25 protein-coding genes and 3 pseudogenes are annotated in these 22,033 nt (G+C 63.0%); 9 read left to right on the top strand and 19 right to left on the bottom strand.

Translation table 11 applies throughout. From position 1 onward, the window contains the following. Positions 1-329: 329 nt before the first annotated feature. Positions 330-1,160 (bottom strand): serine hydrolase, encoded by an 831-nt coding sequence (locus tag CH306_RS26200; protein WP_094648265.1) that lies wholly within the window; start codon positions 1,158-1,160, stop codon positions 330-332. Here CH306_RS26200 and CH306_RS29915 point away from each other — a divergent pair. Continuing rightward, positions 1,069-1,320 (top strand): annotated as a pseudogene (locus tag CH306_RS29915) (hypothetical protein); the annotation flags it as partial. The gene CH306_RS26200 and the pseudogene CH306_RS29915 overlap by 92 nt on opposite strands. A gap of 339 nt (positions 1,321-1,659) precedes the next feature. Here the strand turns inward: CH306_RS29915 and CH306_RS26190 are convergent. From CH306_RS26190 to CH306_RS26150, 9 genes are all read right to left on the bottom strand, one after another. Continuing rightward, on the bottom strand, positions 1,660-2,781 hold the full coding sequence (locus CH306_RS26190; RefSeq protein ID WP_256981266.1) for an MFS transporter: 1,122 nt from the start codon (positions 2,779-2,781) through the stop codon (positions 1,660-1,662). 46 nt (positions 2,782-2,827) lie between these two features. Further along, positions 2,828-3,220: a WhiB family transcriptional regulator gene (locus CH306_RS29800; RefSeq protein ID WP_306436761.1), complete on the bottom strand. Its 393-nt coding sequence runs from the start codon at positions 3,218-3,220 to the stop codon at positions 2,828-2,830. Positions 3,221-3,279: 59 nt separating this feature from the next. Continuing rightward, on the bottom strand, positions 3,280-4,044 hold the full coding sequence (locus CH306_RS26180; protein WP_094648263.1) for an IclR family transcriptional regulator: 765 nt from the start codon (positions 4,042-4,044) through the stop codon (positions 3,280-3,282). A 65-nt stretch (positions 4,045-4,109) separates the two neighbouring features. Further along, the gene (locus CH306_RS26175; protein ID WP_094648262.1) at positions 4,110-5,111 is read right to left on the bottom strand and encodes a cyclase family protein; all 1,002 of its coding nucleotides are present in this window, start codon (positions 5,109-5,111) and stop codon (positions 4,110-4,112) included. Continuing rightward, positions 5,108-5,380, bottom strand: coding sequence for a hypothetical protein (locus tag CH306_RS26170; RefSeq protein ID WP_256981265.1), 273 nt, complete (start codon positions 5,378-5,380; stop codon positions 5,108-5,110). Before CH306_RS26170 ends, CH306_RS26175 begins: the two co-directional genes overlap by 4 nt. Before the next feature lie 23 nt (positions 5,381-5,403). Next, entirely contained in the window at positions 5,404-6,744 is a 1,341-nt protein-coding gene (locus tag CH306_RS26165) for a TRAP transporter large permease subunit (RefSeq protein WP_094648261.1), read from the bottom strand. Further along, positions 6,741-8,099: an NAD(P)-binding domain-containing protein gene (locus CH306_RS26160; RefSeq protein ID WP_094648260.1), complete on the bottom strand. Its 1,359-nt coding sequence runs from the start codon at positions 8,097-8,099 to the stop codon at positions 6,741-6,743. Before CH306_RS26160 ends, CH306_RS26165 begins: the two co-directional genes overlap by 4 nt. A gap of 672 nt (positions 8,100-8,771) precedes the next feature. Then, the gene (locus tag CH306_RS26155) at positions 8,772-9,761 is read right to left on the bottom strand and encodes a hypothetical protein (RefSeq protein WP_256981264.1); all 990 of its coding nucleotides are present in this window, start codon (positions 9,759-9,761) and stop codon (positions 8,772-8,774) included. Positions 9,762-9,861: 100 nt separating this feature from the next. Next, positions 9,862-10,068, bottom strand: a complete 207-nt coding sequence (locus CH306_RS26150) for a hypothetical protein (RefSeq protein WP_008720325.1) — start codon at positions 10,066-10,068, stop codon at positions 9,862-9,864. A 126-nt stretch (positions 10,069-10,194) separates the two neighbouring features. Between CH306_RS26150 and CH306_RS26145 the strand changes: the two genes are divergently transcribed. Then, positions 10,195-10,500 (top strand): DNA/RNA non-specific endonuclease, encoded by a 306-nt coding sequence (locus CH306_RS26145; protein WP_256981263.1) that lies wholly within the window; start codon positions 10,195-10,197, stop codon positions 10,498-10,500. Here CH306_RS26145 and CH306_RS26140 read toward each other — a convergent pair. After that, on the bottom strand, positions 10,497-10,814 hold the full coding sequence (locus CH306_RS26140; protein WP_218829691.1) for an SDR family NAD(P)-dependent oxidoreductase: 318 nt from the start codon (positions 10,812-10,814) through the stop codon (positions 10,497-10,499). The two genes, CH306_RS26145 and CH306_RS26140, sit on opposite strands and share 4 nt — an antisense overlap. Before the next feature lie 180 nt (positions 10,815-10,994). Between CH306_RS26140 and CH306_RS26135 the strand changes: the two genes are divergently transcribed. Beyond that, positions 10,995-11,573 (top strand): TetR/AcrR family transcriptional regulator, encoded by a 579-nt coding sequence (locus CH306_RS26135; protein ID WP_094648258.1) that lies wholly within the window; start codon positions 10,995-10,997, stop codon positions 11,571-11,573. Between the two features lie 618 nt (positions 11,574-12,191). Here CH306_RS26135 and CH306_RS29910 read toward each other — a convergent pair. Then, positions 12,192-12,383, bottom strand: a complete 192-nt coding sequence (locus CH306_RS29910) for an NAD(P)-binding domain-containing protein (RefSeq protein WP_143545418.1) — start codon at positions 12,381-12,383, stop codon at positions 12,192-12,194. 402 nt (positions 12,384-12,785) lie between these two features. Then, positions 12,786-13,529, bottom strand: a complete 744-nt coding sequence (locus tag CH306_RS26125) for an SDR family oxidoreductase (protein ID WP_094648256.1) — start codon at positions 13,527-13,529, stop codon at positions 12,786-12,788. A gap of 275 nt (positions 13,530-13,804) precedes the next feature. Here CH306_RS26125 and CH306_RS29985 point away from each other — a divergent pair, with 275 nt between their 5' ends. Genes CH306_RS29985 through CH306_RS29975 form a run of 3 tightly spaced genes read left to right on the top strand, consistent with a single transcriptional unit; the run spans position 13,805 to position 15,098 of the window. Continuing rightward, positions 13,805-13,939 (top strand): hypothetical protein, encoded by a 135-nt coding sequence (locus CH306_RS29985; protein WP_441347025.1) that lies wholly within the window; start codon positions 13,805-13,807, stop codon positions 13,937-13,939. After that, on the top strand, positions 13,936-14,520 hold the full coding sequence (locus CH306_RS29980; RefSeq protein WP_441347024.1) for a helix-turn-helix domain-containing protein: 585 nt from the start codon (positions 13,936-13,938) through the stop codon (positions 14,518-14,520). The genes CH306_RS29985 and CH306_RS29980 overlap by 4 nt, the downstream gene beginning before the upstream one ends. Next, positions 14,472-15,098 (top strand): integrase core domain-containing protein, encoded by a 627-nt coding sequence (locus CH306_RS29975; RefSeq protein ID WP_441347023.1) that lies wholly within the window; start codon positions 14,472-14,474, stop codon positions 15,096-15,098. The genes CH306_RS29980 and CH306_RS29975 overlap by 49 nt, the downstream gene beginning before the upstream one ends. A 243-nt stretch (positions 15,099-15,341) precedes the next feature. On the opposite strand, the gene CH306_RS29970 is transcribed toward CH306_RS29975, so the two are convergent. After that, entirely contained in the window at positions 15,342-15,518 is a 177-nt protein-coding gene (locus CH306_RS29970) for a hypothetical protein (RefSeq protein WP_441347022.1), read from the bottom strand. 396 nt (positions 15,519-15,914) lie between these two features. Between CH306_RS29970 and CH306_RS26115 the strand changes: the two genes are divergently transcribed. Further along, complete coding sequence (locus tag CH306_RS26115) at positions 15,915-16,940, top strand: zinc-dependent alcohol dehydrogenase family protein (RefSeq protein ID WP_094648255.1); 1,026 nt, start codon at positions 15,915-15,917, stop codon at positions 16,938-16,940. 295 nt (positions 16,941-17,235) lie between these two features. After that, positions 17,236-17,409, top strand: coding sequence for a hypothetical protein (locus tag CH306_RS29255; protein WP_179272962.1), 174 nt, complete (start codon positions 17,236-17,238; stop codon positions 17,407-17,409). Between the two features lie 616 nt (positions 17,410-18,025). Here the strand turns inward: CH306_RS29255 and CH306_RS29905 are convergent. Further along, positions 18,026-18,163 (bottom strand): annotated as a pseudogene (locus CH306_RS29905) (IS3 family transposase); the annotation flags it as partial. A gap of 82 nt (positions 18,164-18,245) precedes the next feature. On the opposite strand from CH306_RS29905, the pseudogene CH306_RS26100 reads away from it, so the two are divergent. Further along, positions 18,246-18,754, top strand: a pseudogene (locus CH306_RS26100) (HD domain-containing protein); the annotation flags it as partial. A 14-nt stretch (positions 18,755-18,768) separates the two neighbouring features. On the opposite strand, the gene CH306_RS26095 reads toward CH306_RS26100, so the two are convergent. The 4 genes from CH306_RS26095 to CH306_RS26080 are packed head-to-tail and all read right to left on the bottom strand — an operon-like array spanning position 18,769 to position 22,027. After that, the gene (locus CH306_RS26095) at positions 18,769-20,019 is read right to left on the bottom strand and encodes a molybdopterin molybdotransferase MoeA (protein WP_094648252.1); all 1,251 of its coding nucleotides are present in this window, start codon (positions 20,017-20,019) and stop codon (positions 18,769-18,771) included. Beyond that, on the bottom strand, positions 20,016-21,398 hold the full coding sequence (locus CH306_RS26090) for an FAD-dependent oxidoreductase (protein WP_094648251.1): 1,383 nt from the start codon (positions 21,396-21,398) through the stop codon (positions 20,016-20,018). The genes CH306_RS26095 and CH306_RS26090 overlap by 4 nt, the downstream gene beginning before the upstream one ends. Continuing rightward, positions 21,391-21,747: a ferredoxin gene (fdxA, locus tag CH306_RS26085; protein WP_094648250.1), complete on the bottom strand. Its 357-nt coding sequence runs from the start codon at positions 21,745-21,747 to the stop codon at positions 21,391-21,393. The genes CH306_RS26090 and fdxA overlap by 8 nt, the downstream gene beginning before the upstream one ends. Positions 21,748-21,787: 40 nt before the next feature. Further along, a complete protein-coding gene (locus CH306_RS26080; RefSeq protein WP_094648249.1) occupies positions 21,788-22,027 on the bottom strand; it encodes a MoaD/ThiS family protein in 240 nt (79 codons plus the stop codon). Between the last annotated feature and the right edge of the window lie 6 nt (positions 22,028-22,033).

Here is a 22,033-nt window from a genome sequence, read left to right as displayed (position 1 = left end):
CGGTTAACTGCGGCGAGAAACGTGACGGCGTCTACCCCTTCCAGGGCAATGTTCAGTTGCATGAAATATACTGGCTCACTTATACTTTGGAAGTTCGAAAGCCCCATACCGACGCCGCGCTGCCTATCCCGAATCTCCAGGTAGCGTGCCGACACCAACAGTTGCAAAGCGCATCTTTACGACATCATGTCCGACCTATCGACTGCCGGCACCTACTGGTACGCGTCCGACGACCCGGACCTCACACGACAAGGAGTCGACACCGCACTACGGTGGTGGACCGACCCGGGGGGCATGCCCAATAAAACTGACTCTGAGGCAGCGGGGGGTTAAAGGGGATCGACACGGCCCGAGGGAAACAGCGCGGACGCCGTCGCGGTCATGGTCCGGCGAGCATGGTCCGCACCGACCGAACCTCCGCCGAACGTGTTCGCGGACTCACGAGAGGCTATTGCGACGACGTAGCGATGGTCTGGACCGACGAACCCGGTCGACAGATGGATCCAGTCACTGCCCACGCAGCACATCCACCCCTGCTTGACCCCGAGCTCGCTCTCATCTGGCAACGCGTCGGGAAGTCCGAAACGCTGGTAATAGCCGTCCGCACCCAAACGCGTGAAGTTTTCCAAGTTCGAGAGAATCGCAACCGACCGAGAGGGCGAAAGACCACCAGCACCGTCGATCAGTGCGGAGTAGAAGGTCACCACATCGTTCATCGTGGTTCGAGTCCGCCACCATTCGTCGCCCGGCCGCACCGATGTGAAGGGCAACCCATAACGAGCAGCCACGCGCTCGACGATGTCGTTGCGCCCGAACCGGTTCCAGAGTTGCTCGGCCGCGGAGTCGTCCGAGGAGCGCAACATGGCGTCGATTTGCGCCATGTCGCTTCCGCTCAGATCGACCTCACCTCGATCGTCACGGAACAGCAGATCGTCCGCGATGAAGAGCTTCGACACCGATGCGGTTTCGATGGGCTCCTCGTTGCCGTTGGTGGCCCGGCTCCCGCTGACACGGTCCATGAAAGCGATAGACACTCGCGCACCGTTCAGCGCCCCGACCTCGGTAGCCGTGCGCATCCGCACCTCGAAGGCGGTAATATTCGAGATCGAATCGAGCGCCAGAATCCGCGCCGTCTCGATCGTCTGCGACTTCTCCGACATCAAGGGCGTACGGAAGGCTGCTGCACAGATCGTCGAATTGGGCCTACCGCTCGCGGGACTACTTAACGACGCGGGCATCATGCCTAACCGCGCCGACAAGATCACGCAGGGATGGGACCTCGTCTTCACGACTAATCACCTCGGACCGTCCGCGTTCACAGAAGCGATTGCTGCGCACCTGCCCGACCATGCACACGTCGTCTTCACCTGCTCGAACGCCGAAGACCCGGACTGCAAACCCGCAGTCACCGTCGGATTCCGCGGCGGACGCTACATCTCACGTCTCTGCAGCACCGACGATCGCCACTTAGCTGATCGGATACAACGGTGCCGGTGCCCGCCACGCTGCTTCGATCCACAGGCAGGCACCGCGAACGTGCAAAAGCATCGACGGCAAGGCTCGGTACGTTCGTTACCGGGTTGGCACCTGCACCGTGCTGGGGAGGGATGCGGAGAGCGTTCTCGCCGCCGATTCATCCGAGTGAACGGGGTCGATTGCTCACGTGCTGTGTGTGTTGCGCCATGTCGTGGCTGCGGCGATCGACAGCAGTGCGCCTGTCGTCACGAAGACGGCCCCGATGCCGGTCACCGAGGCCACTCCGCCGGCAGCGATGGGGATGAACACCTGCCCCAGCCGATTTCCGGTCATTCGAAGGGACAGGGCCGAGCCGCGATTACCGGGCGGCGCCAGATTGGCGACCCATGTCATTGTCAGTGGCTGGGCGATGCCCCAGAAGAAACCTGCGACGACCATGAACAGCACGGCTATCGCCGGGTGCGTCGAGATCGGCAGCGCTGCGATGGGTAGGGCCGAGACGCCGGTGCCGGAGATCAGCAGTGCGCGTCGAGACACGTTGTCCAGCAACAGCGGGAGAAACAGTCGAGACGCAACCGATGCGACCGATCGTGCCGTCAGGATCACGGTGACGGTCAGGACCGTCCAGCCGAGGCGTTCGCCAAGCAGCGGCAGGTAGGCGCTCACGAGGTCGATGGCTGTCAGCACCATGAGACTGCTGAAGATCGCGGCGCGCATTCCGGGGTCGGCGATCATGGAACGGATACTCCCCCGCTGCCTTCGTGATGCGGTGTCGCGACGCGGGGCTGTGCTGTTCAGACCCGGGAGCCAACTCACTATCGCCGCAGCAGCGGCGACAGCAGCCATAACGAAGACGGCCCCGCTGGTATGCAGAGACGTCGACGCGACGACGCCTGCCAGCGGTAGGCCGCCTGTTTGCCCGATGGACACCCACAGGGAGAACGTGCCGAAGCGTCGGTCGAAGTCTTCGGCGGCTCCGTGGTGGGGAATGTACGACTGAGCGGCAACCATCGTCAGCAGGTTGCCGATTCCGAGGATCACACTGCCTACAGCCAAGGCGGGCAGGTTGGTTGCGAACCCGATGAGCATCACTGCCGCGAAAGTCACTACTGCGCCGCCGCGCAACGTGATCGAGAGCAGTCGCGTGTCGACCAGTCGTCCTATCGGGATGGCGATGAGAAGCGGGACAAGTGAATACAGAGCGGTGAGAACGCCGATCGCCAAGCCACCGAACCCGAGCTCGAGTACGCGGTACGACAACAGGACCCGGACCGCGGTGAAGACCGCCTGTAGAAGCCCTGCCACTGCGCACAGGGGTCGGAGCCAGTGCGTGAACGGTGGTGTTGGAACTTCAGCCATTCGGCTCGGCAACCGGATTCGGGCGCTTGATGTACTGGCGGCGCGGGGGTCCGATCGCGTGCGTCGGTTCCGGAGAAGGTTGCTGTTCCTCGCTGGCCGCCGCCGTACCGAAGGTGTGCACGAAACGTTCGCGAGCCGTCATTCCGCCCCAGATACCGTACGGTTCACCGACTTCGAGGGCATGCGCCCGGCATTCCTGCTGCACGGGACATTGGGCGCACAACGCCTTCGCTGCCCGTTCGATCCGGTGAAGTTCCCTCCCCCGGGTTCCCTGCGGCGGAAAGAACGTCACCGAAGATTCGGTTCGGCACCGTCCCTCAAGCTGCCATTCCCACTGGTCGGTCTGGGGCTGCGGCAGAATTACTCCACGGAAGTGGTTGCGCACGTTCGTTCATCCTCCTGCGGCAGCGTGCCGATTCTCGTGTCGATGCACACCACCCGGCGTCATCTGGCGGTCGGGACGCGGACTCCCAATGATGCGGCTGCTCTGCGTACTTCGGCGATGAGTTGGGTGAGGGTGTCGCCTACGAACGACTCGGCCGGCCCGGTTACGCCGAGCACCGCGGCCAGAGTGTCGTCTTGCGCCCGCACCGGTGCGGTGACCGATGCAATCCCGAACAGTCGTTCGCTGATCGAGAAGGCGTATCCATCTTGGTGGATCTGCTCGAGTTGACCACGAAAGTCGGCTTTGGTCAGGATGCTCCCGTCGGCATGCGCGATCTCGCCGACCCCGGCCATGGCGTCGTCTATCTCGGAACCGCTCATTTCGGCGAGGATCGTCTTGCCCGCCCCGCCGAGATGAAGCGGGAGTCGCTCGCCGACTGGGAGGACGTAGCTCAGCGGATGGTCGCTCTCCACACGTGCTATGAGCACTCGGCTGTGCTCGACACGCACGTAGATCGACGCGGTGAATCCGGTGTTGGCGGCGAGCTGTTGCAGGATCGGCTGGGCGAGCACGCTGAGCGGGTTGGTCACCATGAATGCGTGTGCCACGGCGAGGGCAGCGGGACCAGCGGTGTACCCGTCTGCCGATCGTGCTGCAAAGCCTCGCTCCATCAACACCCCGAGGATGCGTTGCACCGTGGCGACATGCAGATCGGCCAGACGGGCGAGTTCGCTCAGCCGGAGTGGTTGCTTGGCCGACTGAAGAACCGTGAGGACATCGAATGCGCGGTCGAGTGACCGCATGTTGCCTGCTGGCGCTGCCATTGCCGTCCTCTCGAAAAATCGCTCAAGAGAACTTATCACTGTGCGATAACGCCGGTAGTGGCACGTCAGCGCAGTGCGGTTGCGTTGCACGGTGATCCGACACCGCCGACGATGGGTAGCGGTTTGACGGTCAGCATGGCCTCCCATGTTCCGGTGGCGCGGCTGTCTGCCACCAGATCGGCGAGGTTCCACAGTTCGCCGAGTGGAACACCGAGTTTCGCGATCAACTCCTGGTGCATCATCCCTCTGTCCTCGGGTGCCGAATGCAGGAACGGGCTGCCCTCGAGCACCGGTAGAACCTCCACCGCGAACGTGTCGGTGGCGAACAGCGCGATCTTGTTGTTCCACAACCACTCGAGCAACGCCGGGTGTTGCGCGAATCCGGTCGCACGCCGCCCTTCTCTGACCGAGTTCTGCTCTTCGCGGGTCGCGTTCAGATACCACCGGGCCCAACCGGTATGGACGAGGATCAGATCTCCGGGTCGGACATCGACCTGCTGTCCCCGAACGGCGTCGTCGAGCGCGTCCGCGTCCAGTGCCGGTCCGGCGAGGTGGTCGAGAGGGGTGCCGTTCTCGATCATCATTCCTTCGATGTCGAGGACCAATCCGCGCCCGACGATCGGTGCGTCCGCCCACGCTTGCACTCCCAGGCGTGGTGCGCCGACCACGATGGCGGCGTCGTCGACCCCGTCGTAGAAGCCGTGACCGGAGACCCTGCGGTGACGGAGACCGTCGAGGTGGCTGCTCGTCTGTAGAAAGAAGTGGTCCAGGACGTCGTCTCGCGATTGTTCATGGGCGCTGACGATGGTGTGCGTCGGGGCGGACCGTGAACGCGCCATGGGTGGATCGAACGCTCCCACCGCATAGTCGAGACTGAAACACTTTCCGCGAGTGACGATCCGGGCCGCCTCCACGATGTGCCGAGGACCGGCGAAATTGGCGGTGCCCCGGTCGGGATCGTCGAACAGTCCCCAGCTGGATCCGGCCGGTGCAGCGTCGGTGCGCGTCACCAGGTCTGCGTACGGGGACCCCGTATGCAAACCCGGTGCCACGTGTCGATCGGTCATGCGTGTTCCGCAGTCGCCGCGTGAGCGGGATCCTCCGTCGACGTCGATTCGTCGTCGGGTCGGTGAAAGTACGACAGTGCGAATGCGAGCAGTCCTGCAACACCAGCGGAACCGTATGCCCACGGCGCGAGCAGTTCCTCGATGTGCGTGACGAACTCGCCGTTACCGGCAATGAGTCCGCCGCCCTGAAGGACGACGATGGCCAGTCCCCCGAGCAGGAAGGCCACCACGCTGACCCTGAAGATCGTCGAGATGCATTTTTCGAGCATGGACTTTCCTTTCGTGGTGGTAGTCAGCTGACTGGCAGGAGGCCGAGTGCGATGAGAACTCCAACGCCGAGAATCGGGATGCAGTAGTACTTCAACAGCGGGACGAACATCTTTGCCGGGTCGACGCGTGCGATACCTGCGGCAACGTAGATCGGGGCTCCAGACGGGGGCGACGCGCCCTCGGTGGATGCGAAGACCAGGACGGCTGCGGCCGCAACCGGTGCGGGTATCCCGACACCGACGAGTGCAGCGACGGCGACGCCGCCGACGGCAGCCATCGTGGCCGATGCGGTGAGCGGGATGGCGATGACGACGATGATGACGCCGACCAGAATGGCCATCAGCCAAGCGGGTGCGCTGAGGTTGGCCAGCATGGTGGTCAGCTGCTCGGGAAGCCCGAGATCGCCGAGGACGTTCGAGGCGGAGAACGCTGCCACGATCGTGACACCGATGACGCCGAACTGAGGTGCTGTGTCGCCGAGAATCTTCCACCATCCTCGACCGGTCTTCGGCAGATGACGACGGCCGAGGAAGAACACCAGAAGAATCATCAGGACCGGGATCCAGGTGATGAGGCTGAGCGCGCTGGACATCACGAGGTCGGTGTACTCGGCGATGGGAACCGCAATCGGACCGCGGGTGAGCAGCAACGGAATGATGATCGGCACGAAGAGCAGAAGCGACGTCCATCCGGCGCGCAGACTCTTTCGAGCGGGAATGCGGTCTTCCTCGGCGATGGGCTGCAGGCCGTTCTTGCGGACCAGGTAGTAGTTCAGCGCCAATCGGTAACCGAGGCACCACAATCCGGCCAACGCAAGGGGGAGAATGATCTCGTCGGGTTCCATCAAGCCGGTGACGGTAGTGGAGCCGACGAGGATGAACATGGTCGCGCTGAAGGGGAAGGTCACACCCATTCCCGCACAGCCGGCGACGACGGTGGCGGACAGTTCGCCGCTGACGCCGGATCGCTTCATCCACGGCACCGTCACGGATCCGACGGCGGCGGTGACGGATGCACCGACGTGTGCGATGGCACCGAACATGCCGCCCGCCACCGTCGAGGTATAGATCGGTCCGCCGCGCAGGCGGCCGAAGAAGGTGTTCAGGATATCGATGAGGCGGTCGAGTACCGGGGTCTTGGCCAGCACGAAGCTCATGAAGATGAAGGCCAGCCCGGCGAAGGTGACCTCTTCCTGCATCGAGTCGAGAAATCCGTGCCACATGTATTCGGGTGCGCTCCGGCCGGCGAATGCACCGACCACCAGAAACCCGACGATCATCGACTCGCCGATGTTTCGTTTGAGCACCGCATTCCAGAAGATGATGGCGACGATGAACGACACCAGTGCCCAGATGGCGATCATGATGCGGTCCTGGCTGCGATGATCGCGGCGCGGCGCTGCGCTTCGTCGGCCTCGACGGCGCGGCCACCGGCCAGGCTGCCGAACGCTTCGGCAGCGGGGACGATGATGACACCGTCGTCATCGGCGACGACGAGATCACCGGGGTTGCAGACGACGCCGCCGACCGCGACAGGGATGTCGTTGTAGCCGGGACCGTCCTTGTAGGGGCCTGCGGGGTTGACCGCTCGGGCCCAGACTCCGAAGCCGATCTCCTCGAGCACGTCGATGTCTCGTGCTGCGCCGTCGATGACCATGCCTACGCACCCACGGGAGCGGGCGCGCTCGGCGAGCAGTTCCCCCATCAGGGCGCGGTTGAGGTCGCCATGTCCGTTGATGACGATCACCTCACCGGGGAGCACTTTGGCGACCGCCGCCTGCAGTGCCTTGTTGTCTCCCGCTCGCGTCCACACCGTACGCGCTCGCCCGACGGTGCGAGCGCCCTTCCACATCGCGTGAATACCCGAGTCGACCATTCCCATTCGTTGGCGAGCGTCGCCGATGTTCGCGACCGGCAGCCCTGCGTAGGCCTCGGCGAGTTCGCCGACGTCGCGCCCGTTGGCATCGGCCAATGCGGCATGCAGCTCGGCGGCCGCCGCGGCGAGAATCGGACGGACACCCAGCTCGTCGAGCAGGTCCACCGATGCCGCCGCCTCCACCGCACGACGGGCCGCGTGCTTCCGGGTACCGTCGCGCAGCCGATCGAGGGCATCGAAGCCACCCGACAGCTCGGCGGCGATCTGACTGCGAACCCACTGCTCGGCGTCTGCCGCAGCACCGGCGTCGGTGGATTCCACGATGAGGGCACCGAGGCCCTTCATGAAGCTGCTGCGCAGCAACTTTCGTCGTGACGCGTCGCCGGGCGCCCCGCCGATATCTTCGACGGGTGCGCCCACGGCCCGGAAATGCTCTGCTGCTGCGCCGGACCCCGAACCGCTGACAACCAGGGCAGTGCGTGCTCCGTTCGCCGGGACGGAACCGATTACGGCGACGTCGGCGAAAGTGACGCCGGCGGCCGTCACCGCTGCTGCCACGTCTTTTTTCACGGTGGCAGATGCGGAGTTCATGTCCGCGTAGGTCGTTCCCGCGCTCAGGTGTGGGGCCGCCGCTGCTGCGGCCTGCACGGCCACCTTGGAGCTCGTCAGGCTCAGAACCAGGTCGGCACCGGCCACCGCGTCCGATACGTCGTCGAAACGAACGACGTCCGACGGTGTGGCGGTATCGGCAGGGTCGAAACCGGCTACCTCCCAGCCGACTGCCGCAAATCCCGACGAGTAGAGGGTGCCCGCTTCACCGAGACCGAGAATCGCTACTTTCATGTCTTCCTCTCATAGAGTGATAAGCACTATCACTTGATGGTGTAATGGTGGTCACAGTGCGAGGTGTCTGTCAAGTAGGCTGCGTGATCGAAGGCATATGAGCTGGTCCCAGCGTTGAAATTCCGGGATTCACAAGGCCGGACGAATGCTGGTCCGCCTAAGGCGGCAGCGGACCAAACACGGCATGCGAAAGACCACATAGCTGAAGTTCCCGCGTGGAAATGCGGTTGTCACCGGCAAACGCTCATAGCCGCAGCGACGCGCCGTCTCGCAATCACTTACCCGTCGCGCAACTTTCGCCGCGCCTGAACATGAGTAGAGCATCGGCCCAGATCTCCGCAAACGACGGCGGGTGTGAACGCGTGTCCACACCTCGAAGCCAGCGCTGCGAGGTGGTATATCGGCGAGGGGGTTCCAGTGTTTTCGATGGTTAACGGAAGGAACGCAGAAGTTCGTCGATCATCCAGACAGGGGAGCAAAATGAGCAGGCCACTGCCGTGCTGCGGCTGACGACGAGGTCGAAGGGAGCCATAGCCCTACGGCGCGTACGCTGTAAAAATTGTGGACCGGCGGGTCCAATCAGCCGACGAAACCGATCTGCCGGTTTTATGTCAACTCGGTCCGTCAAGATCTCTCAATGCTCGTCTGATCGTCGATGACAACGCGGATCGCTCAGGGTGCGGCGTCGCCGAGCAGATCGATGGTGCGCTGCAAGAGCGCTTCGATGCGGTCCTCGACGTCGTCGACCATGCCCGGGACATCGGCCAGTGCCGTGTGTGCGCGGCGCCGTGCGTCGACACCCGAGCGGTAATACCCGGAGTCGAACTCCGGCGATACCGGCTGGTCCTGAACAACAACGGTGTGCACATGGTCGGCCTCTGCGGGCGGTCTGGTGACGCTACGCCGGGGTGTGTGCGCTGGCGGGTTGCCGGTGCAGTGCGCGGCGATCACCGATCCGATCTCGGCAGCGGTCATCGGGGCGGCAGGCAACGGTAGGTGACCCCACCGGTCGATCGGGACCGCGACAGGACCGCCGCGATGCGGCAACGCGGTCATGTCGGGAAACGTGTTGCACTGCAAGTGTTTTACGAGCAACGCCGTCGAGGGATACCGGTCCGAGAACTGCAAGACCGTGTTCCACCGTTTCCACACTTCGACCGGCTGAAAGCTGGTTACGTCATTGGGGTCGATGCGGATGCGGTGGCGGCCACCGATCCAGATGCTGCCACCGTCTACGCTGACGTCGCCGCAGTCGAGTTCTGTAATAGCGTTGTAGGACAAGCCCGCTCCCGCCAGAAGGAGAAGAACGGCGTCACGGCGTCCGAATAGCGCTGCCGTCGACCCTTCGGTCGGCAGTCCGGCAGCAATGGCCTGGTACTGCGCGGCACGTCGGATGGTTCGGTCGCTGCGCGCAGAGTCCAGCGCGAGCCGCATCGAGGTGACCCGTCCGGGGACGGGGTGGCCGGCGTCGAGATGCGCACGGTTGATCGCGGATACCCGCCGCCGCTGCACGGTGTCTCCGGCGGGGTTCTCATCGAGAAACTGCGCCAACGTTATCGGTGAGGCGGGTAGCGCCGAGGTGTCGGCGGCGGCGCACCAGTCGGCGAACAGCGCCCACAGGTAGCGGTAGCTCGACACCGCCCTTGCCTGTCCTGCCGCCATGTGTGCGACGGTACCGGCCTCGGCCGACAGATCCCGATCGACGAGAGCCACAGGACCCGTAGGACCCCATGGCTCTCGGCTGACGACATGAAGCTCGGTACTACTCGGCGAGCTTGGCGATCGACTGCGCCCACAAGAAGTACTTGTTGCGTCCGAGGTCACCGATGGTCTTGATGTTGAACGCGGCCTTCAGATGCTCGGCATCCCCGGGACTGACACCCTGCAGTGCTTCGACGGGTGCGTCGACGAGTTCGGTGAGCGGCTTGTCTTCGTATGCCTTGTCGAGCTTGTCAGCGATTCCAGCCATGGATATGCCTCCTAGATCTCGTATGCAGGCGCTCGGTTTCGCGCGCCGCCATCCGAGGGTACGGACCCGAACCTGAGAACGGGGTGTGTTCACGTTCCCGTCACGATCGACCGGTTCGCTGGGGCAGTGACCTCCCCTACTGGCTACGACGCCACGTTCCTCTCAACGAGCGAACTCGATGCACCCACGCGGTCCGGGCTGGTCGTGCTGCCGTACACCCACTTCACCGTCGCGATCGACCCCGAGCGACGTCTCGCGGCGAGCACAGCGGTGAACATCGACGGATCCGAGCTGCGTGAGGTCGAACGAGGTGACGACTGGCGACTCGATCCACGCCTACCAGCGACGCAGCAGGCCGGCCCTGAGCTGTACGCCAGCAACGAGCTCGACCGCGGGCATTTGGTGCGCCGCCGCGACATCATCCTGATCTAGCCGAGAAGGTTGATGGCCATATGATCCTCGGCAACCTGCAGCGAGCCTGGGGCCCGAAGATCCTCCGTCGGCATGATTCCGGCGTTGTTGATCACCACATTGAGGTCGGGGTATGTGGCGGTCAGAACGACTGCGGCGTTTGTGATGGATGTCGGGCTGGCGACGTCCAGCGCGATCGACTTGATTCCTGGATGCTCGGCGGTGATCTTGTCGAGGAGGCTTTTGCGCCGACCGTCCACGATTACCGTGTTGCCAGCTTCCAGCAGGCGGCGGGCCAGTCCGTAACCGATACGCGATGTCCTGCCTGTGATCAAGATTGTATAACCGGACAGTCTATCGGGGGTGCTCCCTGACTGACATGATTGGTAGGGCAGAACCGGACTGTTGTCCGAATCTGTAAGTAATATTCCCGGACAATTTTCCGCTTAGCTATAGTCGCCAGCCACCGACGTCTGTCCTGTCCTGCATAGACCGTGAGACCCAAAAGGGGGACCGTGCCAAAGCACGAAAATCGTCCAGCTCGCTCGGACGCGCAAAGCAACCGGAACAGAATTCTTGAGGTGGCGTTGACTGAACTCACCCGCTCGAAGGACGTTCCGCTCAGCCTGATTGCAAAGAAAGTAGGCGTGGGACAGGGCACCCTGTATCGACATTTCCCGGATCGAGAGGCGTTGGTCCTGGCGGTGTATCAGCACGAGACAGAAGAGGTCGCAGCAACGGCAGCAGCGCTGCTCAGAATTCACGCGCCGGATCGAGCACTTCGAGAGTGGATGGACCACCTTGCTCGGTATGCCATCACGAAAGCGGGTCTGGCCGACGCGGTTCGACAAGCCACCGCCAGGCAGACCACTACTGAGAACCAGAAATACGCTCCGGTGACGGCAGCAGCAGAACTGTTGCTGCGCGCCGGCGAGCGGGCGGGAACCATCCGCCCGGGAGTCTCTGCGGACGATTTTTTTCTCGCCGTGGCAGGCCTCTGGCAGCTCGATTCCCGCACTGACTGGCAACCGAAGCTTGCATGGCTCTTGGATCTGGTGATGGATGGTTTGCGAGTCGGGGCACCGAACGCGTGAGAAGACAGCCGGCCAGGTAGCCGCAGAGGCCGATCGAGTTCGAGAGTTGGCCATCTGCGGAATCCATCGCATGAAAGACGTCGCGAACGTTTGACGCCTGGGAACCGCGGTTACACGGAGTTGTTATTTTTGGTGATCTGCTACCGTACAATCTCGGGAGACTCGACCGTTATCTTTTAAGCGGTCCTTAAACCGAGGGCTGCGGTCGCTAGACCTGGAATGAACTTCTCGTCGAGTGAGGAATCGACCTCTCCGTCCAAGAGGTACCGCCTGGTCACCCAACGCCCCGAACGCGTGTCACTACAGATAATGGCTCTGTTGTCTCGGAGCAAAGCCCATAGAAAGCCGCGGCCACCGTCGCCAACGATCCTCGAACGAGGTCAAACTCGTCCGACGAGCCTCCGGGCGAGTGCAATGGTGGCTTGGACATGCCGCTTCTGTTCATCCCGAGCGTAGAACCTTGCTTCAAATTGGGTAACACGATCTCGGGATCAATGTAAACGTGACGTAAATGCGCCCGGGACGACACGTCGAGGACCTCGATCACGCCGTCAGGGTGATTCCGCAGCGCTTTGCAAGAGTGATCATTTCGACCGAACGCGAACCGGTTGCCGTGGTTCAGAGGCTGTTGACCGGTTCGGCGGCGTGTCCAACGCCGACCAGCCCCAGGTGAAACACTTTGGAGGTAATCGTGTTCAGCAGCGGTTCGGCGCGGGTGAAATCCTCATCGTTTGCGCCGACCATTAGGGGGGTCAGACCAGAGTAGGCGCGTCGAACCCGGCCGGCGATCGGTGCGTCGATGTAAGACATCGACTTTGCGGAGGTCGCGGACGAGTTTCTGTCGCCGAGGTCGTGCTGCTCGTGGTGTCGAAGACGGGTGAACCCGGACCCATCTGACGCCGTCGGCGAGCAGGAGCTCCAGGACGTGTCGTGGCCGAGTAGAGGCAGGAACACCACGTCGCATGTCGCGATCTCGTCGAATGGTGCGAACCTCGCTCCCGTTCCTTCAAGGGGAGTGCAAGGGCGGGGTCGAAGTTGACCAACATCGTATTCGTGTCGACGAGTTTAGACGGGACCATCGCCCCAATCGCTCCGATGCCGACGAATACACTTTACGCAACAAAACTCCAGCAGTATGACATTTTCGCACTGCCATTAATGGAATCTTGCGTCAATTAGAGTATTGATTTGGCGCGTGGACGCGCGCACAAGTTAGAAGCCGCTGAGCACCATGAGAACGTCCTCGTACCGACCCTCGGCCTCGGCATCGCGGTAGTACTTCGCGCGCTCGACGACAATTTCCCGAGACTTGGGCTGAGCGACGAGCAGAGCCATGGTTTCGGAGAGAAAATCTTCAAGAGGCATTGCGTTCTCGTCGTCCTCTTGACCCAGCAGGGTAGTTCGCACGCCCGGCGGAACCAGCTCGATTACCTGCACTGCGGTGTCCGCAAGTTGGACACGAAGGCTGGTGGTGAAGGAGTGCAGGGCTGCCTTGGTCGCGTTGTACGTCGGAGTGGTCGGCAGCGGAACGAAGGCCAGCGAGGATGTGACGTTGATGATCGCCGCTGCGTCCTTCGATACCAGGTGCGGCAGGAACGTGTACGTCATCCGAATCGTGCCGAGCAAGTTGGTGGTCACGTGATCTTCGGCAATCTGCAGTGAGGCCGGATCGCGAAGGTCCTCCTTCAGCATGATCCCGGCGTTATTGATCACCACGTTGAGCTCCGGGTGGCCGGAAGAGAGGACATCAGCAGCCTGTGCGATGGATATCGGGTCCGCGACATCCAGCACGACGGATTCAATTCTGGGATGCTCGGCGGTGATTTTATCCAGTAAGTGCTTGCGTCGACCGGCCACGATCACAGTGTTGCCGGCCGCGTGCAGTCGGCGAGCGAGGCCGTAGCCGATGCCCGAGGTCCCGCCGGTGATCAATATAGTGTTGCCAGACATCTTCATCGAAGATTGTTCCTTACGAAAGTGATGCACCGAAACAGAAACGGACAGTTGTCCGCGCTGCCTCGACACTACCGGACGATTGTCCGCTTAACAATTCGGCCCGGGCAGTATAGTCGGTAGCCAACTTTGCGACGGGCCGAGGAGAGCCGTGGCCAAGCTGGCAGTTGCCCCAGTGCGCTCAGGCGCACAGCTGACGTGGAAGGGTTCGGGACATGTGTGACACAACGTCACCAGGACATAGCTGACAGTCCACCAACGAAGGTGATCTTGATGCGATGCCGTCACCTCATTCGCCTGAGTCCGATTCCGCCATCACCGCCCGCATCGCTGTCGAGGTGCGACTACGTGCCGTCATCGAGGTCCGCAACGGTGCACCAATCGTCGATGTCGCCGAACGCCTAGGTGTGTGACGACAACCCTTGCAGCGTGGCGCACACGGTACGAGAGCTCGGGCGGCCTAGTCGACATCTCACGACGATGCCATTCGAAACCGAACCGCATCACGCCCGCGATCCAAGCGTCCATCTGTGAGATGCGCCGGCAACACCGCCGGTGGGGAGCACGCCGCACCGAGCTCGGCGACAGCGCCCCGTCCCGCGCAACCGTCCACCGAGCCCTCGCCCGAAACGGACTGATCAATCCTCAAGAGCAGCAGCACAAACGGACCTACAAGCGGTGGGAACGCGAAGCGCCGATGCACCTGTGGCAACTCGATTTGGTAGGCGGGATCTTCCTGGTCGGCGGCCGCGAATGCAAGATCCTCACCGGGATCGACGACCACTTCCCGATTCATCGTCGCCGCCGCAGTGCTCGACAAACCTCCCGGTGTAGCCGTCTGCGCAGCGTTCGTCGCCGCGATGCAGATGGGGCGTTCCCTTCGAAGTCCTCACCGACAACGGCAAACAGTTCACCGGCAAATTCACCCGCCCGCTGCCCGTCGAGGTGCTCTTCGAACGCACCTGCCGCGAGCACGGTATCAGCGCGCGCCTGACGAAACGACGATCAACGACGATCACCGGCAAGATCGAACGATTCCACCGAACGCTACGACGCGAACTGCTCGAGGAAGTAGGGCACTTCGCCACCATCGAGGCAGCCCAGCTCGCCCTCGACGAATGGGTGCACAGCTACAACACCCAGCGCCCCCATCAATCTCTGGACATGGCCACACCGGTGACGCTGTTCCGCACCCGAGAGGACGCGGCACCAGCCGCCCCTGCCACCACGTTCCCGGCGGCTGAGAAATCGACTGCTGCCGAACAGGATTCAGGTTACAGACCGCCAAGTGAGGGTCACGAGATCGATCTGCGCATACCGCCGTCGGGGGTCGTCGACCTGGTCGGTGCACAGCAAGTGTGGATCGGGAAGCGTTTCGCAGGACGCACGGTGACCCTGTGGACCGACCTCACCACCGTCCACGCGGTCGTCGATGGCGAGGTCGTCACCACCGCAGTGTCCCGGTTGACGACCGCGGACCTCGACCGGTTGACGATGCGAGGCGCACGGACCGGACAGCCGGCACCGGCCCTGCCCGCAGCCGACCCGAACCCCTCGAAGGGCGCGCCGTAGAAGCGATCGAGGTCGACCGAACCGCCACCCGCGACGGACTGGTCACACTGCTCGGTCATCATCTTGCACTCGGCCCGGACACGGCCGGAACCCGCGTCACGCTCAGAATCGAGGGTGGGTCTGATCCACGCAATTGCCGGCAACTATAAGATCAAGACCCGGCCGAATCCATTGAATCGCAAAGACAACGGCCGATTCACCCGTGTGCGCCGGGCAACTACACAGCTGCCAACACCACCGCCGTCAGGCCCCCAACGCGTTCACCGGCGCGTCCCCACGGACGGTGTCGTCATGGTCGCCGGGCAGCGACTTCGCGTCGGGCGCGTCCCCACGGACGGTGTCGTCATGGTCGCCGGGCAGCGACTTCGCGTCGGACGCACACATGCAGGAACCATCGTCACCGTGGTCGTCGAAGATCACCGCTTACGGGTCCTCGACGGCACCGCCGAACTCTCACTCCACGCCCGGACTACTACCAAACCGATCCGAAACTTCAACGCTCACCGCCCTCGAGAGCGTTAACCATGTCCCGGTGACGTTGTGTCACACATGTCCCGGGACCACACACGTCACTGAGACATAAACCCGCGCGATCGACGAGAGGTTGCCGTCCTTGAGCAAGAGCAACGTAGGTGTGCTGTGCCCACGCCCCGCGGCTCCAGAGCTCTATTGTGCGCGACGCAGGTTTGGGGTGCCCTATCAGTGCCTCCCGCTCGTTCCCCAGAACGGGTTTGATGGATTCGAATCCATATCGGGCAGCCGTCTCAACCCCACGAGTGCCGCATCGTCAAGGTGCGCACCGACCAAGGAGTAGTTATGCGAAGTGTCACGATGTACGCCCCTGGCGACATCCGCGTCGAGGAGCGTGACAAGCCGACGATTGCCGAGCCTACCGATGCCGTTATCCGCGTTACCGCGACCTGCATCTGTGGTTCGGATCTGTGGCCCTACCGCGGCTCGGAGCCGCTGTACGTCACACCTCAGCCGATGGGCCACGAATACGTCGGCGTCGTCGAGAAGATCGGCACCGATGTGAAGGATATCAAGGTGGGTGACTACGTCGTTGGGTCATTCGTCGCCTCGGACAACACGTGTGAAATTTGTTTGTCTGGATACCAATCTCGCTGCATTCACAACGTCATGATGGGCGCAATAGGCACGCAGGCAGAATACGCACGGATCCCGCTGGCCGACGGGACTTTGGTTGCTACCCCGTCCCACCCTCCCGCGGACCTCGTTCCATCACTGTTGGCAGCTTCGGACGTCCTGGGTACCGGCTGGTATGCAGCCGTCGCCGCGGAAGCAGGCCCGGGTAAGACTATTGCAGTGGTCGGCGACGGAGCAGTCGGGTTGTCGGCGATTCTTGCAGCGAAACAACTGGGGGCAGAGCGGATTATCGCTTTCAGTCGTCACGCAGATCGACAGAAGCTTGCCAGGGAGTTCGGAGCCACGGACATCATCGAAGAGCGCGGCAAAGATGGCGCCGCAAAGGTCAAGGAACTGACAGGAGGGTACGGGGCACACGGCACCGTCGAAGCTGTCGGAACTCAGGAGTCCATGTGGCAGGCGATCGACTCGACGCGGGCAGGCGGATTCGTTGGCTACGTCGGTGTGTCGCATGGCGTCGAGCTGGAAGGACTGCAGCTCTTCTTCTCTAGTGTGCATCTTCACGGTGGTCCGGCGCCGGTCCGTCGGTTCCTTCCGGAGTTGATTCGATTGATCTGGAATCGAACCATCGACCCCGGCAAGGTTTTCGACTTGATTCTGCCGTTGGAGCAGGCCGCGGACGGGTACAAAGCAATGGACGAACGCCGCGCCACCAAGGTGTTGCTCACCCTGTGAGGCGGTCGCTCGACCCGCCGCCCTCCATCACCATGGTTGTCGGTGTTTCCGGATGCATCTTCGCCGCGGACGATCCGGTGTACCGGGTTGTGGCGATCCCACGCCTCTTCTCAAAAATCGCTGCCAGGGAACACGACTCTAAGTTGACGGCGACGGGGTATGTCCTTGATCAGACACCGTCGCTGGGCCGATCCTCAAACGACCCGCCCGCACCGACACTGCTACTCCCCCGCTCGGCCCGTACCGATCCTTCCAGGTACCGATCGTTGACATCGCAGGCGCGACCGAATCGTCGATGGACCAACTCATTGCCGCGGGACGGTACGCGCTTGCGCCCGCTGCCGGGCTCGAACGTGAACGATGGACCGAACTGGCGTCCTACCACGGCGAACAAAGAGCAACAGCAACGACGGGCGTCAGCGGCGGCACGCAAGGTGAGCGGCAAGCCGTACGTCCACTGCGTATCTGACAAACCAGCATAACGCCCACCTGAACTAAGTCGGCTCAGCGAACGCTGAGTTGCCGACAGTCCTGTGCTACGCCAGATGGAGCCCGGCGGGAGCCGAAAATTCGGTCCGATGTCGGGGTCTTCACAGCTGTTGGGCACCGAGTTATATCCACCCGTTGTAGAAGCCCTCCCCGCCCGCGAGCAGCGGGAGCGCGAACAAGTAGTACAGCGTTCCCAGCGCCCAGTCGGCGTCGAGTAGGCGGCCCGCGAGGATCGGCGACATTATCGCACCGATCCGACCGATTCCGATGATGAGTCCGACGGCCGTGGCGCTAACCGGCTCGTAGTACATCGGCCCGATGGTGAACATTTCCGCCATGACGGCGCTGGTCAGCATGCCGAGCAGGGCAGCGGCAATGTAGGCCGAGGTCAAAGCATCCACCGACAGCGCGTGCACCGCGAACGCGACACCGGCTAGTGCGAACAGGACGGTCAGCGAGCGGCGCACCCCGAGCCGCATGGCGACCGGTCCGAAGATCAACGCGCCGACGATCCTGCCCCACTGAACAGCACCCCCGCCTGCACGCCGTCGGCAGCCGTGAAACCGCTGTCGACGAGGAGTTTTCGGCGTCCACGAGTTCGCGAAGTAGAAACTGCCATGAGCACGAAGAACGCGAAACCGAGCAGCGCGGTCGAGGGCGGCCGCTGTGATGGTGCCGCGTTTCTTGACGGCGTAGTAGGTGGACGGGGCGATCTTCATTCCGTGCTCGCGGACACGCCGCCGACGACGGGGCTACTACTCGCTGGGCTGATCCGTTCGGCGTGCGATGCAATGTTCATCGCCGCACCGAGCGGCCGAGCGCAGGAACCTCAAGCCTGACCCCGAACTCCTATACGTCGGAGCCATGTTCCACGATCTTGGGCTTACCGACGCATACGCCACCGAACATCGACGCTTCGAGATCGACGGCGCAGTGCAAGCTGCTCAGTTCCTCGCCGCGCGCGGAGTGACTCCGAGCTCGATCCGAACGGTGTGGCTCGCGGTCGCGCTTCACACGACACCCGGCATTCCGGAATTCCGGAATTCCTGGAACCCGAAGTTGAACTGGTGACCGCCGGCGTCGAAATGGACGTGCTCGGGATCGGCTACGCACTCCTGGCTCGGTGGCAAATCGACGAGGTGACTGCGGCTCACCCGCGGCCGGACTTCAAACGGCAGATTCTGCACGCATTCACCGCAGGGAACGAGCGTCGACCGGGCACGACCTTCGGGAACGTCAATTCCGATGTGCTGGAGCATTTCTCACCAGGATTCACCCGTACCGACTTCGTGGAGGTCATCAAGGACTCGGCTTGGCCAGAGTGAAGTCCGCGAGGGTCCTATTCCAGCGACCATGTGTGCACGGCCGCTCCGCGTTCTATGCCTGAGTCGGAGTTCACGTCGATCAGACAGTTCGAGGCCGCCAGCGCGGCAATCGGTGCGTGCGCGTCGAGAGGTGTGACCGAACCATCCGACGTCAATCCCAGCAAGAACTGGCGAACCGAGCCACGGCCGGGTATTGCCTCGGTCACCGTCACCGTTCGCACCACTCGTCCAGCAGTTCGGTGACCCATCGCGACTCGCAGGCCCGATCGCACGAACACCTCGAACGAAACGAAGGAGCTCACTGGGTTACCGGGCAGCGCGATGAGCGGAGTACCGTGAAACGTCCCGAGGCCCTGGGGCTTTCCTGGCCTGACGAGCACCGGACCGAAGGTTACCCCCTCACCCGTGGTCGCTTCCCTGACGACCTCGTGCGTTCCAGCGCTCACCCCGCCGCTGGTGATCACCACGTCACAACCATTCGCGGCGTCGATGAGGTCGCGTCGAAACGATGCGGTGTCGTCGCCGACCGTCTGGACCGACACCACCTCGGCGCCCGTCCCTCGGACAAGAGCTTCGAGCATGGCGCTGTTCGACTCGTGGATCCGACCGAATCCGAGCGGTGTGCCCGGCGCGACGAGTTCCGCCCCGGTTGTGAGGATAGCGACGGTGAGGCGCCGAAACACCTCGATCGACGCCAGCCCGAGGGCACCGAGCGCACCGATGAGGGCAGGGGTGACCTCTGTGCCGGCTCGCGCCACACACGCGTGCCGTCCTATGTCTTCGCCACGTGCTCGAATGTTGGCGCCCAGCGCCATCGAGACGAATACGGAAACCAGCGGGTATGCGCGGTCACGGACGAATCCTGTGGTGTCCTCGACCGCAATCACGGTGTCGGCCCCGTTCGGTATGGGCGCACCGGTCATGATCTGTGCTGCTGTTCCCGGTGCGAGGCTCCTGGCATCGGTCACGCCCGCCGGTAGGTAGGTTGCGACGGTCAGGGTGACAGGTGTGCCTCGCGAGGCCGCTTCGACGTCACGAGCCCTGACAGCGAATCCATCGACCGCCGAATTTGCGAACGCCGGCAGTTCGTTGATCGCCTGCACATCCGCGGCCAGGACTGCCCCGAGGGCGTCTCGAATCGGCACACGGTGTGTCGACCGCAGCGGTGCGAGTAGGTTGTCCACGCGGTGGCAGTGTTCCGCGATCGTGACGGCACCGATTGCCCTGCTGGGGACTGTCGGAGCGGACCCCGGAGCCGCGGTCACCGAGTGACGGATTGAGCGGCTAGGGAGACGTCGAGCATCTCGATGCGCTCGACGACCTTCACGCGCTCACGGCCTTGAGGACGACCGAGTTCTCGTTCGTGGGCGTCGAGCCTGTTCCAGCCGTCGAAGGTGGTAAAAGCGACACCGCGGCTCCGGAGGAGGTCGGTGGGCGCGTCCTCGCCGGGATACGCAGGATCCCAGATGGCGTCGACGTCGGTCAGGAGGTGCGCGACGGTCTCGTTGGCGTCGCCTTTGGTGTGCCCGATCAATCCGACCGGGCCTCGTTTGACCCACCCGGTCACGTAGACGCCCGGCAGCACGGAATCGTCGTCGGCTCGTACGCGGCCACCGTCGTTGGGGACGGTTCCGCTGTCGGTGTCGAACGGAACCTCCGACAGGCTGTGCGAACGGTATCCGACGGCTCGATACACGGCCTGTACGTCCCAGTCTGTGTGCACTCCGGTACCGGCGACGTTCCCGGTCCCGTCCAGACGCGTTCGTTCGGTGCGCAACCCGACGACCGACCCGTCGTCACCCAAGATCTCGACGGGCGACTCGAAGAAGTGCAGGAACAACTTGTGGGGCCGGGTGCCCACATCACGTATCGCCCAGTCCTGCAGGGTGTTCGACACCATGTCGACTTGCTTCGATTCGCGCCGCAAGGCTTCCGATCCGGCGTCGTACTCGATGTCCTCTGGGGCGACGATGACCTCGATTGTCGGTGAATGGTCGAGTTCACGCAATTCGAGCGGGGTGAACTTGGCCTGCGCAGGGCCCCGTCGGCCGAATACGTGCACCTCCCGTGCACGATTGGTGGACAGACCGTCGTACACGTTGGAGGCAATGTCGGTCGGCAGCAACTCTTCACAGGTCTTGACCAGTAAGCGGGCTACGTCGAGCGCGACGTTGCCAACGCCGAGCACCGCCGCTTTGGTCGCCGTGAGCGGCCAGGTTCGCGGGACGTCTGGATGACCGTCATACCAGGACACGAAATCGGCTGCCCCGTAGGACCCGTCGAGATCGATGCCGGGTATTCCGAGTCCCCGGTCGGCGGTTGCCCCCGTGGCGAAGATGACGGCGTCGTAGAGCGATCGAAGGTCGGACAGGGTCAGGTCGGTCCCGTAGTCCACGTTTCCTAGTAGTCTGACCTGCGGTTTGTCCAGGACCTTGTATAGCGCCGTGACGATACCCTTGATCCGAGGGTGGTCTGGTGCAACCCCGTACCTGATGAGTCCGTACGGAGCCGGAAGCCGTTCGAGTATGTCGATCGAGACTCCGGGTCCTGTTCGAGCATGCTCCGATTTGATCAACGCATCGGCCGAGTAGATGCCGGCCGGGCCGGCGCCGACGATCGCGACTCGAAGCGGGCGGTCACGCATGTCGGCCCGAGTTCGTATTACTGGCAGTGTCGTCGACACTTTTCGTCACCAGGGTGACCGCGGGCGGGTCGACGTTCCGCGGACCGGTGATGGCGGCGCCGCCGGAACACTCGGTGAGCTGGAAGAAGTGAGCATTGATGCCCGAGTACGCATCCCATTGCTCCGGGACGTCGTCCTCGTAGGTGATGGCTTCGACGGGGCAGGCGGGTTCACAGGCCCCGCAGTCGACGCATTCGTCCGGATTGATGTACAGCATCCGGCCGCCCTCGTAGATGCAGTCCACGGGGCATTCGACCATGCACGATTTGTCCATGATGTCGATGCAGGGTTCGGCTATTACGTAGGTCATCGTGTGCCTTCGAGTCGGGTCGATCGATGTGTGTACGGGTCTAACCGCCGCTGATGGGTGGAATTATCGCGATTTCGTCGTGCTCGGTGAGTGTCATGCCGGGCCCGGTCGGAGCTTCACCGTTGACCCACACTCTGGAGCAGTCGACGACCGCCGCAAAGGTGTCGCCGTAGCGTTCGATTGCGTTGGCCAGGAACACGTCCAGGGTGGTTCCCCGGACGTTGTCCTCACTTCTTCCGGCGGCCTGTCTGGCGGTGGAGAACATGAGGAGTTGTGGCACGTGAAC

It is taken from the genome of Rhodococcus sp. 15-725-2-2b, from assembly GCF_002259075.1.
Taxonomy (GTDB): domain Bacteria; phylum Actinomycetota; class Actinomycetes; order Mycobacteriales; family Mycobacteriaceae; genus Rhodococcoides.
The sequence above is the reverse complement of the archived record's forward strand: the minus strand, read 5'-3'. Positions and strand labels throughout refer to the sequence as shown.

Coding starts and splice junctions, on each gene's coding strand:
- CH306_RS26200 (WP_094648265.1), bottom strand. CDS start 1,160: ATGTCGGAGAAGTCGCAGACGATCGAGACGGCGCGGATTCTGGCGCTC.
- CH306_RS26180 (WP_094648263.1), bottom strand. CDS start 4,044: ATGGCAGCGCCAGCAGGCAACATGCGGTCACTCGACCGCGCATTCGAT.
- CH306_RS26175 (WP_094648262.1), bottom strand. CDS start 5,111: ATGACCGATCGACACGTGGCACCGGGTTTGCATACGGGGTCCCCGTAC.
- CH306_RS26170 (WP_256981265.1), bottom strand. CDS start 5,380: ATGCTCGAAAAATGCATCTCGACGATCTTCAGGGTCAGCGTGGTGGCC.
- CH306_RS26165 (WP_094648261.1), bottom strand. CDS start 6,744: ATGATCGCCATCTGGGCACTGGTGTCGTTCATCGTCGCCATCATCTTC.
- CH306_RS26160 (WP_094648260.1), bottom strand. CDS start 8,099: ATGAAAGTAGCGATTCTCGGTCTCGGTGAAGCGGGCACCCTCTACTCG.
- CH306_RS26155 (WP_256981264.1), bottom strand. CDS start 9,761: ATGGCGGCAGGACAGGCAAGGGCGGTGTCGAGCTACCGCTACCTGTGG.
- CH306_RS26150 (WP_008720325.1), bottom strand. CDS start 10,068: ATGGCTGGAATCGCTGACAAGCTCGACAAGGCATACGAAGACAAGCCG.
- CH306_RS29910 (WP_143545418.1), bottom strand. CDS start 12,383: ATGTCTTACATCGACGCACCGATCGCCGGCCGGGTTCGACGCGCCTAC.
- CH306_RS26125 (WP_094648256.1), bottom strand. CDS start 13,529: ATGAAGATGTCTGGCAACACTATATTGATCACCGGCGGGACCTCGGGC.
- CH306_RS29985 (WP_441347025.1), top strand. CDS start 13,805: ATGCCGTCACCTCATTCGCCTGAGTCCGATTCCGCCATCACCGCCCGC.
- CH306_RS26115 (WP_094648255.1), top strand. CDS start 15,915: ATGCGAAGTGTCACGATGTACGCCCCTGGCGACATCCGCGTCGAGGAG.
- CH306_RS29255 (WP_179272962.1), top strand. CDS start 17,236: ATGGACCAACTCATTGCCGCGGGACGGTACGCGCTTGCGCCCGCTGCC.
- CH306_RS26090 (WP_094648251.1), bottom strand. CDS start 21,398: ATGCGTGACCGCCCGCTTCGAGTCGCGATCGTCGGCGCCGGCCCGGCC.
- fdxA (WP_094648250.1), bottom strand. CDS start 21,747: ATGACCTACGTAATAGCCGAACCCTGCATCGACATCATGGACAAATCG.